The sequence below is a fragment of the Pirellulales bacterium genome (assembly GCA_033762255.1).
Lineage (GTDB): Bacteria > Planctomycetota > Planctomycetia > Pirellulales > JALHPA01 > JANRLT01.
The window spans coordinates 46,482-60,418 of sequence record JANRLT010000029.1; the positions used below are offsets into that span (position 1 = coordinate 46,482).

Sequence of the window (13,937 nt, forward strand, 5' to 3'; positions counted from 1 at the left end):
CTTCCACTTTCTGCCCCGAAAATCGTTATATTCGCGCTCGCTAGAGATGGGTCGTGATGTGCTTTCGCGGCTTTAAAGCCCATTCCCGATCCTGCCTGCCATCCCTTCATCCTTATCTTCGCTGTTCCACCTGCGGGACTTGATGTGGAACGCAAATATGCCAATGTTTAACGGTTAATTCGCCATTCCCAGCGAATGAGCAGGGGGTCGCGCCCGCTGCGCCACCCCCGCCTCCATCCCGCAAGCCTTACTAGGTCCCCGACCGTGCTATTCGTCATAACCAATAGGACCGATCAAGCCGCCACTATTAGAACCAGGTCGAGTGGTAGGCGCGGCCGAACGACCAGGAACCGCCCGCGTACCGATCAGCTCTCCCCGCGCGGCTTCCGCCGGACGAACCGGACGACTGGCGGTTTGGGGCACTCCGTTGGCTGGTGTCGCGAGGTACGGGGATGATGGCACATTTCCCACGCCCCGGACGGCCGAGCTAGTCCCCGGCGGCAAATCCTCCGCTTTGGTGGAAGGCGCGACTGTCGGCCCGCTGGGCATGCCCGGCAAAATCACCTGATTGGTCGTCGGTTGCAAAAATTGCCCGTCATCACAATTCGAACCAGGAGCGCATGGCCCACAGTTGGGGACTTCCATGTAACCGCGGAAGTAAAAGTCGCAATCAGCCGGACTAGTGCTGCTCATACCGGGACCACAGGGGGGAACTTCGCTGGCGTCCACACCGTTGACAAATTGGGGCGTGACCAAAATCAACAACTCGACCTCGTTGATTTCCTCGGCATTGCGGCGGAACGGCACGCCCAAATAGGGCAGGTCGGCCAGCCAGGGGATCCCGCGACTGTCGGATTCGACGCGGCTTTGGACCAAACCGGCCAGGGCCAGGGTTTGACCCGCTTTCATTTCCACGCCGGTGTCGACTTCGCGGACCCGCAGGCCCGGGACGGTGGTGCCATTGATCGTGACGCTACGGGTGGAGTCGATTTCGCTGATTCGGGGGCGGACTTCCAGGCGGATCGTGCCGTTCCCCAGCACAATCGGGACAAAGTCCACCTGGGTGCCATATTTCTTATACTGGATCGACACCGTCCCCAAGCTTTGCGGTACTAACACGGGAAACTCGCCACCCGCGTTAAAAAATGCGGGGCGACCACTTACCGTGATCAATGTCGGTTCGGCCAGCACCTTGATCAGCTTGTATTGCCGCAAGGCCTGTAAGAAGGCGAAAAAGCTGTTATTTCCATCCACAAAGCCAAACCGGATCGTGTCCCCCGCGGCGGTGGCGGTGCCGGCCTGGGCGGCGGTGGCACTGATCAGCCCGCTCACGCCCGACACCACAAAGTCCGAACCATTGGAAAACGACCAATCCATGCCCAGGGTCCGCAGCTTGGTGCGGCTGACTTCCATAACTTTGACATGGAGGGCGATTTGCTGGACGCCGCCGACGGTGATATTGGGGATGACCTTGGGATAGTAATCCTCGGCGATGCGGATGATCCCGCTCACTTGTTCCTGGCTATCGACAAAGCCGGTCAGGATGACGCTATTGGCGATGGGACGGACGCGAATGCTGGAATTGGGGTACTGCTGGGCGAGAACTTGTTCCAACTCGCGGGCATCGCCGTAAATAATCACATCCAGCGTGGTGATGTTGTTGGATTCGTCCCACAGATTGACCTGGGTCACGCCCGGTTTTTTGGCAAAAATTTGCACTTCGTTCGGCGAGAGCGGGGTCAGATCCAGCAGGTCTTTATTATTGACCTGGGCGCGGGGGATTTTTTGATCCAGCTTGACAATGCGGCTGGTGTTGGCCGTCATTTCCAGCTTTTCGCTGGCGGCGCGAATCTTGTGGACGACATTCGCGGGGGCCGCTTCGCCAAACGAGGGGGGCAGGGCCGCGATTTGCTCTTGCGGGCCGACAGCGCCGGTCGCGCCGGTCAACTGTTGGGCCGGGGCCGATGGACCAACCATCCCGGCTAACGACCAAGCCGCCGCCTGGCAGAGTAAAAACTGAAATTTCCAGGCGCGCAACCGCGCAAAGATGCGAGTGACCATCCGTGGTTCCTTGCGTTAGCTGTTACGGGACAAGCAAACGGCACTATCACTGGCGGGCATCCTCCTGACGCACCGCGTTCCACCGCGTAGCGGAATTCGCTAGAATTCCGACACTACAGGCTCAACGTGCTCAAATCCAGGGTTTTATCCGCACCGTTCGTCGCGGGAGCCGCGGGCGTGTGCGTCGTGACCGGAGAATTCAAGCTGGCGGGCGCGGTCGGGAGGGAGCGCTGAGCTCCCGCTCCGAAACCAGTGCCCGTTTGATTATTTTGCCACTTGGCATTCGGTTCCTTGGCTTTGCTAAACTCCACCGCCCGCTCTTGGGATCCTTCGAGGATCGTCATGCGAAACGTGTCAAATGGCAAGGCCGGCGCGGGGGCGGACGGGTTGTCGTTGCCGTGGGCTTCCTTGGCGGAGTCGCGCAGGGCGCTCAAAAAGGAGCTTCCCACATCGGACAATTTGGACAACGTGTTGGTGGCCATATTTTTCTGCTCGGTCTGTTCGTCATTGGAACGATTGCCGGTTCCGCGCAAAATGTCCTGCAATTTGGCAATGTCAAAGTCCTGCCCGCTGACGGTCTCTTCATTTTCGGGACGGAGCGATAATTTCAACTTGCCCCGTTCCTGGGCAAAGCCCAAAATCGTGGCTTGTTCGGGAGTGACCAGCAAGGACACATTTTTGACGGCGGAGTTGGTTTCGTCGGTTTCATTGCCGTTGTTCCAGACGCCGTTCACCGCAAAGACTTTGACATTGTACAAAATGGTTTTGGCCACGGATTCCTGGTTGGGACCGGTGCTGGAATAATAAAACGTGACATCCACGCGGTTTTCCGCCTCGATCAGGCCCACGCCACTGACATTGTCCGCCATGATGGTAAAGACGCGAAATCCGGAGGGGATTTTGCGGGCGACCATGCGGTCCTCGGACTTAAAGCGATCGGCCAAGAGCACTTCCCCCGGATAGACATTGGACCGGAGGGGCAGGTTGGCCTTGACGATTTCGTCAATCGATTTGTAAGCCCCCTTGGGTATCGTTAACTTGGTGCGCGGTTCCAGTTTGATCTGGTCGGGCTTGATCTTATCGCCAATTTTGATTTCCTTGACCGCGACCACCACCTCCTCGGTCTCCAGGACGGGAACGTCCGGCAGGCGGTTGTTTTGGATGACCTGGCTGATGCCGATGGAGGCAATCAAGCCGCAACCCAAGGCCAAGAGCAAAAGTACGATTGATTTGGTACGCATGGGAAAATTGCCGTCTGAATACTAAGCGGAAAAAATCCGGCTCCATCCTACAAAGTAAAAATCCTAAAACAATTCCGCGGACTGCCCGTTACTGGACGGTCTCGCGGCGCATCACCGCCGACGATGAGAGGGTTTTCCCCCCCAAAAACAACGGCGACGGCAGCCAACTAACCTGGTTAAACGGGATCGACACGGTCACGGTCACGGGAGCACCATAAGCCGCGCTGCTGGGCGGGTTGGGGGTGACGGTGACGGTGGCGGTCGTGATCGAGCCGCTGGCCAGGTAATTGTTAACCGTGGTTTGCACGGCGGCGGTGGTGGCTCCATCCAACACGGCGCGGCGGGCTCCCTCGCGGGAGGCATTGGTGATGAGTTGTTGCACCATCACCATCCGTCCATATTCGATAATGCCAAACACCAACAAAAAGAAGACCGGCGCCACGACGGCGAATTCAACGACGGCGGCCCCCCGTCGATTTCTTCGGCACGAACGGCAGAGCTTCTCCACCTGTATCGGCCCGCGGGGGGCTAAGTCGGCGGAATTTTTTTCTTGCCCGTCCCGCGACACTGGTTGGTTTTTCATGCTAGCAAGCTGGTTCATACTAACATCCCCGCCCAAAAGAAGTACATGATCGAGCCAATAGCGATTGGAATGCCGTACGGCAGCAAAAACATTCGCGGTTTGCGTTCAGCCGCAATCGCGGCCAACTCCCCTGGTTTGCCAATGGTCATGATCTCGTGCAGGATCATAAAAAATTGATTCTTGTGCTTGCCCCAGGCGTGCCGCGATAGCACCATCAGCACGGCCAGCACCCCGCCAATGACCGCCGACCAGCAAAAGGCGTAAAACGTGTGCGTTCCCCCCACCCAGGCCCCGACGCCTGCCAGCAATTTTACATCTCCGGCCCCCATGCCGCCGATGGCATACGCCGGCAACAACAGCCCCAGTCCCACCGCCGTGCCGGTCAGGCTGAGCAATAGGCCCTGGTACCACAGTTGCTCCCCGGATCCCCAGAGCGGCTGCAGCGCGCAATACACCCAGCCGCTGATGATCATGGGAAACGTGATCCAATTTGGCACTCGCAGTTCCTTGCCATCAATCCAGGCAGCGACAATCAACGTGATCGTGACAAACCACACGGGCCAATTGGTAACCAGCGCTGTTCCCAGTGTCTGAAAATCCATGAGTCTCACCTGCTGTCGGATGTAATGCAAAAGGTAATTGTCCCCCGGGCAATCCCGGAGGTTCCCGGAAGGCCTGGCGGTCCGGGGAGGCAACCCCCGTCGGAAAAGCCAGTTTTCCGCCGCCACGCCGACCCGTGCCCGACAACCCTAGCTTACATCCGGCCACAAGAGTCCATTTTTTTGCGAAAATCTTTTTTCGTCGGCGGATCCGCCCGCCGGGCAAAAAAATTTTTCCCTGAGCGCATGGCAAACCTCGCCCGAACGTACGGCATCCTCCGCCTGTGCGGAGAAATCCGTGCGACCGCGCGAGGCAGCGCCGCCCCGAAAAAAACCCGCCCCACCCCAAGATCGCGTCGGGGGGGAACACCACCGACGCGATCTGGCGAGGGCACACCACAACTTAGGACTTAGCTAGCGATCGAGTTCGCCACGTTGGTAAACGTGGTATTCGCGTTCGTACCGATCGAGTTAATCGCCGTCAAGCAGACGATCACGATCAGGGCCAACATCACCGCGTATTCCACGGCGGTCGGGCCATCTTCACTCTTCAAAAATTTCTTCACGTTCAAAAACAGATTCTGCATGTGGTCCTCCCTCGGTGACAACACCGCGGCACACCCGCGACCCTGCCGCCGAAAAACAAAAAATTGCCAAGGTTCATCCGCGGACGCGAGGTCATGCCAGCATGCCTCGTCGGCCTGTGTCGCCGCGAAAAAACCAACATGATTGTGGAACCCCGGCACCATCGCTCGTTGGCCGGATTTTAACCAGTGGCGATTTGCCACCGCTCAAACCCGTTTAGCTCCGGATTAAAAATCCGTCGCCCACCCTTTCGGTAACCCAGCCGCCCGCAAAGGTTGTTCGCGGGCCTTGGGCTTTGCGTCTCCGCCTGACGGCGGATTTGCCTTTATCGAGGATGTCACCCGGCCCCCACAGGCCTAAGTACTTCTTGCGCGACCGGCGATTCGCTACGAAAGACAAGTTCTCGCGATCAACCGGACCCGCTTTACCACAACCCAAAGGTCGTGTTCGGAAGGGGATTTGCATCCGCCGCTCCGTCTCTACCAAACCCTAGGTCGAATTTGTCCGCTGTCAAATTCGGGCAATTAGAAAAACTTGAGGAATTCCCAAAAAAATTCCGAAAAGATAAACCTCCCGGGGAAAGCGGATCGCCATTCCCCATCCCTCCCCCGCATAATCCCTACAATGAGCGCGGGCTGATAAAGCTATGACCCCGGCGCGGGCCGCAGGGGGCTGTCATGTTCCGGTTGTTTTTCCACAAACCTCCCTCCGCCGCGCGTCAAATATCGCACCGGCCACTCCACCCACCACCGCTCTTCGCCGATTCGCAGCGCAAATTCCGTTCGCTGGCCTTGTTGAAACTCTTTGGCCATGCGCTCCTTGCGCAATTGTTCTGTCACGCGATACGTGGGATGGGCCAGTCCCCCCGTCAGCCAAAAACTTCCCACAAAGAATATTGAAAAGCTAACCAGTAACACCCCCGCCTGCGTCCACGCCCAGCCATACGCGCCCGTGCGCGATAAGATGAGCGCAAAGAGCACCGCGATCGGCGCCACCCCCCAGAGGCCGTAGCGTTCATAGCCTGGGGTAAGTGATTCCGGCCCCGCCACAAATAACAGCGACACCCAACCCGCCAGCGTGCCGTGGGCAATCTCTCGAATCCATGGGTCAACGCTATCGGCGGGAGGGATTGTAGGAATTGAATCGCTAGTGTGGCCATTCGCCGTTGCGGAGTTCCTAATTAACACCACATAGCGCCATACAATCACCACCGTAGGCAGCAAAGTTGTCGCCAGGACCGCGCTCAACCAGGGGTAATCCCGCTCATAACTCCACGAGATCGACTCATAAACACTGGCGCCGGAAAAGATTCCCACCACATCGCCCAGAAAAATACCTAGCGAGGGTAGCCCCAAGCGCGATTGGGCAAAAGCTCCCCAATCTGCCGGATAACCGGCCCGCGCCCAACCAAGTACCCAGGCGGCGCACAATCCGCCGCCAAACAGGCCGAATTTAAGCAATGTTTGGGTTTTGTCGGAGACACCCTGCCAGACTAGCGGCCAGCAAAGGCAGATAGCCACCGGCGCTAAAAACAGATTTGTGGGATGCACCCAGAGGGCACAAAAACCCGCGGTCGTCGTGAGCGCTAACGCGTATCTGGGATAAAGTTTTCCCCGCCGCGCGGCCAGCGGGATATATAACACGGGCAAACAAAACAGCACCGACTGGGAGCAATCCCACGCCAAGCGGCTATAAGCCAGCATCACCGGCAAAACCGCTAAAACCAGCGTGGTAATCTCGGCCAATGTTCTTCCTAACGCCCAACGAGCCAGCCAGTAATTGACAACTAGCGTTAATAAGCCACAGATCAGCCCCGGCGCGCGCAATTTGGCAAAGGATGGCTCTCCCCACAACTCCAACAGCACCCGCGGACCCATCCAAAACGGGTTCCACACATTTCCCGTGGGTGTGCGGTATTCCACATCCGGTTGGGGGCTATTTTTTGTAAGGTGCGTGGTGGGGGTGGTTTGGAGATTGTTCCCCGAGGCAATCAAAAGCTGCGCCTGCACGCCGTACCAGGCCTCGTCGGCGTTGATGCCCGGCCACGTATCAAATCGCCAAGTCCGCAGAATAATCGACAGTATCAGTACCACCAGCGCGGCCCAACTGAAATGCCGCGCAATCCGTCCCTGTGCCGGAGAATGCGGCGGCAAGTTCGCGTCATTCGCGCTGGTGGAGTCAACAAAAGTATTCACGGCAAAAGCCAAACGGCGAAAAAATGCGCTTTTCCAGGATCCGGCGGATTATTGACAAAATACGTCGCACACCCGCCACAGGACTTAGAAAAAGCTAGCTTTTTTTAACCCCGGGGTCGGGAGTCTGACGCGGTGAAAGCGCATTTGGCTAGTAGGCTTGCCCTCGGAAGTCTCCCATCCCCCTTGGACTGATAGCCACAAGTGTACTCTTCGTCACGAGCTAAAGTCCGTACTACATGGCTAAAGCCCGCATTATCATTAAATCGCAAGCGCCGTATGGATTGGATCAACACCAGTAGCGAATTTCTGGCTCAGCAAATCCCCTGCGGCTATGAACGAGATAGCCAGCCGCAAACCGAGCCTACCGCCGTCGCGGCGCTCGCGCTACTGGCCCTGGATCAATCAGCAAACCCGCGTCGGTTCACCACCCCCATCCAATCCGCCCGCGCCTGGCTGGCCCAAACGCAAAACACCGATGGCAGCCTAGGCCCAAACCGCGACCACGCTATCCCTGGTTGGCCCACCACCTGGGCGTTAATCGTCGAAGCCGCGGCGACGGAGCTACCCCCCGCCCCATCTTCTCTGGATGTTGGACAGGGGTTGGATTGGCTCTTGGGAACAAAGGGGATGACCATGCCGCGCAGCCAGGGGGGGCATGCGGAGCTTTCCGTATTGCACGATGTGGAGTTAGTCGGCTGGCCCTGGGTGACAGGGACCCATACATGGCTCGAGCCGACTTGCTTAGCCATTTTGGCTTTGAAAGCGCATGGCCTGGGGCGACATCCCCGCGTACGCGAAGGGGTGACGGTCCTCTTTGATCGGATCTTGCCGGCGGGGGGGTGCAATTACGGCAACACGGTCGTGCTGGGGCAGGAGCTGCGGGCGCATGTGCAACCGACGGGATTGTTGCTGTTGGCACTGGCGCATGAAGCGGATTGGCCCCTTGGTCCGTCGGCGATGGGTTCATTCTTATGCCCTGGATATCGTTGCGACGGGGGGGAGATAAAATTGCCCGCACCGGTCGCTGATTCCGCCGCCGCCTATAAACGGCAAACACAACTAAAAAAATCACTTGCCTGGCTCCTTAGCGAGTTGGGAACGGATTCGACCGCCGCCTCACTCAGCTATGGGCTATTGGGGCTTGCCGCGCAAGGCATTCGCCCGCGATATGCCGTGGACTGGTTGGAAAAATCGGCCCAGCGTGTCTGGCAAGGGGACCGATCTCCCTATCGATTGGCATTATTACTGTATGCCGCCGCGCGACTGCGGCAGTTGCCGGTGACGATCCCTCCCACAGCCGAGTCGCCCGCGAATCATGCGGCAAAATCCAATCCGCCCGAACGTGCTGCGCGCGGGTTGGCAATCGTGAATTGGCATGCGGGGAAGCTGGCAACCGTGGGGGGCGCGCCATGACAATCCCTGATTTGTCCAAGCCTCAGGCCATTTCTCCCACCAACGGCACGAATGCGCCAGCATCCGAAAATAATTCTTTTGACCGCCGCACGCTGTTGATGTCCAGTGGCGCGGTCCTGTTGGCCGGCGCTGCCTATTTTGGCGTGAAAGAGTATCTTTCGCCCACGGCACGGGTGTTTATCGCCCGGGGACAGCGGTACGATGGCCCGCTGGTCCAGACCATTGCCGACGGTCTGATCGCCACGGGAATCGATACCGCGTGGCTGCGCGGCAAGAATGTCCTGCTCAAGCCCAATCTGGTCGAACCGACGCGCCGCGCGCCGCATCTCACCACGCATCCCAGCGTGGTGGTCGCCACGGCCGAGGTCTTTACCCGCTGGGGGGCCGTTGTCACCGTGGGCGAGGCTCCTGGACATGTCCGCGATACCGAAATGGCCCTGGCGGAATCGCAACTTGGCCCCGCCTTGGCCTCCGCGAAAATTCCCTTCGCCGACCTGAATTATCAAACGACCGCTTGGCTTCCAAATCACGGTAAAACCTGCAAGCTGGATGGCTTTCACTTTCCCCAAGCCGTGGTCCAGGCCGATCTGATTGTTTCGCTGCCAAAGCTCAAAACGCATCATTGGGCGGGAATAACCGCCGCCATGAAAAACATGTATGGCACGATCCCCGGCATTCGCTATGGCTGGCCCAAGAATGTGCTGCATTACAACGGCATCCCCCAGACCGTGCATGATATCAATGCCAGCCTGCCAAATACCATCACCGTGGTGGATGCGATCACTTGCATGGAGGGGGACGGCCCGATCATGGGCACGCCCAAGCAACTGGGATTGATCCTGGTTGGCACCAATCCCACCGCCGTTGATGCCACCGCGGCGCGGATCATGGGCCTGCGTCCCGAAGGGGTCAGTTACCTGCAACTAGCGGCGGGAAAGTTGGGGCCTATCGCCCAGCGACATATCGAACAGCGCGGGGAATCCTGGCAAGAACTGGTTAGCCCGTTTGAAATCTTAGACGTGCCGCATTTGCGCAGCTTACGGGATAAGCCGGGCGTATTTGTGACGTGAGTGGGTTTTTGGTTGCTGGTTTTTTGTATTTAGGCGACGAAATCAGCCGCAGGGCGCTAGCCCACGGTTCATACGACAACCGGACGCTAGCGCGTCGCGGCTGTGGTTGGTGAACTGTAGGAGGCGACTCCGTCGCCGAAAGTGTGGCGGGGGCCGGATATTGGGAGGAAATGCAAGAGCAGGAGCCACTTTTCTCTGGCTCCTTGCCAAGCAGGGGTGCGAAGGTGCAAGGGTGCCGGGGCGAGGCATATTGCTTTATCCCTTCGCCATAAACAACTCGTAAGAATCCAATTCGTAATTCTTAATTTGTAATTCGTAATTGACATGCAACTCCTCCCCTCACCTTCTGCTCCTTCCCTTCCCGCTCCGGAATGGCACGGTGGCTTAGCGGAGATTCACCCTGCTGTTGAGCAACTGAATGCCACCAAATCACCGGTTCCCACAAGCGCGCCGCAAAAACCTTCCTGGTTCCGCCGCTGGTCGGGGGGAATAGTCCTATCGTGGTTGCTGTTAGTGGTACTAGGGGGTGCGCTGCGTCTGCTGCCATTGCATGATGACCTTTTGGCGTATCATTTTCCCCTCCGGCATTTTTATCAGCAATGTTTAATTAATAACGTTGATTGGCAGTGGTGCCCCGCCCTGTTTGCCGGCTACTATCTGCATGGCGAGGGGCAAATCGGCGGCGATCACCCGCTGCACCAGTTCCTCTATCGGCTGCTCCCCCTGCAATGGGCGTTTAGCGTCGAAATGTGGTGGCCGTATCTGGCCATCGTTTCTGGCACGTATGTTTGGTTGCGGCAACTGCGCTTGGGTGTGCGGGCATCCGCCTGGGGAGCGTTAACACTGGCGGGTTGTGGCTGCTTGACATTGCGCATTGTTCATATGAACGCCACGCAGGTCATCGCGCACTTTCCGTGGCTGTTGGCATGTCAGGCCGCGTGGCTACGGTCATTGCGCAATAGTGCGCGCCCCCTGGCCGCCCCGCCGCGCACTTGGTTATTGAGTCCGCAGGCCTTATTGGCAGCGATAGCTCTCTTGACCGGTTCGCAGTTGCTCTTGGGTTATCCCCAATATGTCATTTATTCGCTAATTGTCGAAGGAATTTCGCTCGTGTGGCTGGGACGGCGATTCGCCAGTGGTTCCAGAATAAAACTGTGGAAAATCTACAGTGCTTACGCCGCGGCCAAGCTGTTGGGCCTGCTGATCGGTGCCGCGCAGGTCCTGCCCACCTTGGATTATTTACTCGCTTCCGAGCGCGCCACCTGGACGGCGGCGGACGCGCTAAATGGTTCGTGGCATCCGCTGAATGTGGTGCAACTGATCGCCCCCTATCTGCTGACCACGCGCGTCGTGGGACAAAACACCCACGAGCTGACCAGTTATCTAGGCGTGATCCCGCTGTTTCTGGCTGTGACGGGAATCTGGTGCGGCGGGACAAATCGTGCGACGCGCGGATTGCGACTGTTGGGTTGGACGTTGGTCGTCACCGGCACCCTGATCGCACTGGGGGAACATGGCCCGCTCCGTTTGGTGCTCCCTTATGTGCCTCTAGTCAATTATCTGCGATTTCCCAGCCGGGCGATGGTGATTGCCATGCTGGGGTTGGTGATTTTTTCGGCCTTGGGCCTGCGCAGACTGTTGCAGGCGGCCTGTGCTGCGCAGCAAGGTTCCGCCAAACCACCAGCATCTGAAACGAGTGTGTCAAATAATGGCCAGTTAAACAATAAAGAGAACACTCCCGCGCAACAGCAGTTATCCTGGGCGGAGTTTTGCGCGGCGGCGGATGCCCCGCCGGTTGTCTCGCCCACCACCCTGCCCAACTCCCTCTGGTGGATCTATGCCGCGTTGGTTGCTGTCAGCTTGGGCTTGATTGTAATGGCCCAAACGGCGTGGTCCACCTGGGCCGCCCCGGTGGAGTATCAGGTCCTGGGGCCAGCCCTGGCGATCTTATCGGTTATTCTGATTGGTAACGCCGCGCAAGGAGCTCCGTTTGCCTTTCGCACGTTGGAACTGGTCATGCTGTGCGATGTGGGCCTGTATGCGGGGCTGCATTACTGGCAAAAATTTCCAGAATCGTCGGCCTTTCATCATCCCCGGCCATTACTATTAACCGACCAAAAAGCTCGCGATCAATGGCTTAGCTATCAGGACGCACACGCTATAGCAAGTGATGGTTTCTTGGTCAACTTGCCGGCAACATGGCATAAGCGAATTAATGTCAAATCCAATGATCCGCAATTGAGCGAATCCAATGTGCGCGGCTATGCGGGCGTGGCTCCGCGCCGCCAGTTGGATTATCAAACGAGCGAATTGGCGGCGCAACTGGCCGGGTATGATCCCCGGAGGTGGCAAATACTAGCAGATACCGTCCCCCCTGCCAATTTGATCGAGCAAGTTTATGTTAGCGATTCAGCGCCGGGGGAGTTGTTAAAGCGCGTGGACTTTGGCAAGGTGGCAATCGTCGATGCGAATGAGTTTGCAAGATTGCTATCAGTTGAGAAATTGAAGTTGTCTCTGGGAGAAATTTTCCCCGTGGATCGCGCGATTGATCGGCTGCGTTTTAAAAGGGAAGCGGTCCGACAGCCGCAAATCAAGCGATTTCTGCCAGCCTACAGGGAATTTATCATCCCTCCAGAGGCAGCCGCCGCGCGCGATCACGATTACTTGCTTGTCACGACTGAGTCCTATCACCCCGGCTGGAGAGGGACGTGCGATGGTCGGCCTGTGCCGGTTGTGCGGGCAAATGGGGACTATCTAGCCTGCGGCGTGCCAGCGGGGGGTCGCCAGGTCACGCTGGAATTTGCCCCCTGGTCCCACACACTCGGCCGCTGGTTGTCGCTTTTTGGCCTAGGCTTGTGTGCGGCACTATTGGTTCTAACCCTTTTTTGTCGCAATTCAGCTTTCCCCGCATTTGTAATTAGTAATTCGTAATTCGTAATTAACATGGCCCAATGCTTGCTCTCCGTCGTTCTGCCGGTCTTTAATGAGGCCGCGGTATTGCCCGAACTGGTCGCCCAGGTGACCGCCGCCCTGGAGCAAACCGGGATGAACTGGGAGGTACTATTTATCAACGACGGCTCGACGGATGACAGTCCGCGTATTTTGGACGAACTGGCCATTGCTCATGCAAATAATATTTCTTCTCTTAAGAAGCGGAATTTACCAAAACACAACACCAAAAGTCATAATTCAATTTCCGCTCCCGCCGATAGCACTGCTGGGCAAGCCAGCGGCGGCACGCAAACCGGCAGTGGCACGGGGGTCATACGCGTTTTGCACCTGAGCCGCAATTTTGGGCATCAGGCTGCGGTGCAGGCGGGACTGGCCCACGCGCGCGGCGACGCGGTAATCCTGATGGATAGCGACCTGCAGGACGAACCGCGGGCGATCGGGACGTTTGTGCAACAGTGGCGGGCGGGTTACGACGTGGTGTACGCCTTGCGGCGCGAGCGCAAAGAAGCCTGGTGGAAACGGGCGTTGTTTGACGGGTTTCATCGCTTATTGGCCCGGTTTGCCACAACCAAAATTCCCGCCGACGCAGGGAACTTTAGCCTGATGGACCGCCGGGTCGTGCGGCAAATCACACAATTGGGCGAGTCGGACCGTTATTTGCCGGGTCTGCGCGCGTGGGTGGGTTTTCGCCAAACCGGCGTGGAGGTCGAGCGCAACGCCCGGTACGACGACACGCCGCGGGTGTCGCTGCGGGGATTGGTGCGGCTGGCCAAGACGGCGATTTTTTCGTTTTCGTCGCTGCCACTCACATTGTTTGCGCGCATTGGTTATGGCGCGACGGTGTTATTTCTTTTGCTGGCGACTTACGCCCTGGGGGCCAAATTGTTTACCAGTAGCGCGCTGCCGGGTTGGACGTCGCATTTGCTGGTGGGGAGCTTTTTTGGGGCCCTCAACGCCCTGGGAATCAGCATGCTGGGGGAATACGCCGTGCGGATCTATGACCAGGTGCGCGGGCGGCCGCTGTTCCTGGTCGCGCGGGAAACCGGGGTGGAGGGGCAATCGGCGATAGAGAGTGCCGCCCAGGCTAAAGTCGATCAAAGCGGTGATAGCGCGCAATTACTTCGCCAGAGCAGAAAGTTGCTTAAATTAAGTATTCGAGGGAAACAATCCACCAAAAAACCAGCAGACAATAGGAAGAAAACAACCCGTACCTCAACGAAATAACAATGCTTGACAGT

At 57.8% G+C, this 13,937-nt stretch carries 10 protein-coding genes and 1 riboswitch; of the genes, 4 read left to right on the forward strand and 6 right to left on the reverse strand.

Annotated elements, in window-relative coordinates; genetic code table 11:
- Positions 1 to 267 precede the first annotated feature (267 nt).
- The 6 genes from SFX18_08545 to SFX18_08570 form a co-directional block, all read right to left on the reverse strand.
- The gene (locus SFX18_08545; protein ID MDX1963189.1) at positions 268 to 2,061 is read right to left on the reverse strand and encodes a pilus assembly protein N-terminal domain-containing protein; all 1,794 of its coding nucleotides are present in this window, start codon (positions 2,059 to 2,061) and stop codon (positions 268 to 270) included.
- A 113-nt stretch (positions 2,062 to 2,174) separates the two neighbouring features.
- Entirely contained in the window at positions 2,175 to 3,302 is a 1,128-nt protein-coding gene (gene cpaB / locus SFX18_08550; protein MDX1963190.1) for a Flp pilus assembly protein CpaB, read from the reverse strand.
- An 88-nt stretch (positions 3,303 to 3,390) separates the two neighbouring features.
- A complete protein-coding gene (locus tag SFX18_08555; protein ID MDX1963191.1) occupies positions 3,391 to 3,903 on the reverse strand; it encodes a TadE/TadG family type IV pilus assembly protein in 513 nt (170 codons plus the stop codon).
- Positions 3,900 to 4,487: an A24 family peptidase gene (locus tag SFX18_08560; GenBank protein ID MDX1963192.1), complete on the reverse strand. Its 588-nt coding sequence runs from the start codon at positions 4,485 to 4,487 to the stop codon at positions 3,900 to 3,902. Before SFX18_08560 ends, SFX18_08555 begins: the two co-directional genes overlap by 4 nt.
- 407 nt (positions 4,488 to 4,894) lie before the next feature.
- Entirely contained in the window at positions 4,895 to 5,071 is a 177-nt protein-coding gene (locus tag SFX18_08565) for a Flp family type IVb pilin (GenBank protein ID MDX1963193.1), read from the reverse strand.
- A gap of 247 nt (positions 5,072 to 5,318) precedes the next feature.
- Positions 5,319 to 5,403, reverse strand: a riboswitch (cyclic di-GMP riboswitch).
- A gap of 310 nt (positions 5,404 to 5,713) precedes the next feature.
- Complete coding sequence (locus SFX18_08570) at positions 5,714 to 7,264, reverse strand: hypothetical protein (GenBank protein MDX1963194.1); 1,551 nt, start codon at positions 7,262 to 7,264, stop codon at positions 5,714 to 5,716.
- 276 nt (positions 7,265 to 7,540) lie between these two features.
- On the opposite strand from SFX18_08570, the gene SFX18_08575 reads away from it, so the two are divergent.
- The 4 genes from SFX18_08575 (at position 7,541) to SFX18_08590 (ending at position 13,923) form a co-directional block, all read left to right on the forward strand.
- Entirely contained in the window at positions 7,541 to 8,677 is a 1,137-nt protein-coding gene (locus SFX18_08575) for a hypothetical protein (protein ID MDX1963195.1), read from the forward strand.
- Entirely contained in the window at positions 8,674 to 9,747 is a 1,074-nt protein-coding gene (locus SFX18_08580; GenBank protein ID MDX1963196.1) for a DUF362 domain-containing protein, read from the forward strand. The genes SFX18_08575 and SFX18_08580 overlap by 4 nt, the downstream gene beginning before the upstream one ends.
- Positions 9,748 to 10,071: 324 nt before the next feature.
- A complete protein-coding gene (locus SFX18_08585; GenBank protein MDX1963197.1) occupies positions 10,072 to 12,678 on the forward strand; it encodes a hypothetical protein in 2,607 nt (868 codons plus the stop codon).
- Between the two features lie 12 nt (positions 12,679 to 12,690).
- A complete protein-coding gene (locus tag SFX18_08590; protein ID MDX1963198.1) occupies positions 12,691 to 13,923 on the forward strand; it encodes a glycosyltransferase family 2 protein in 1,233 nt (410 codons plus the stop codon).
- Positions 13,924 to 13,937 lie beyond the last annotated feature (14 nt).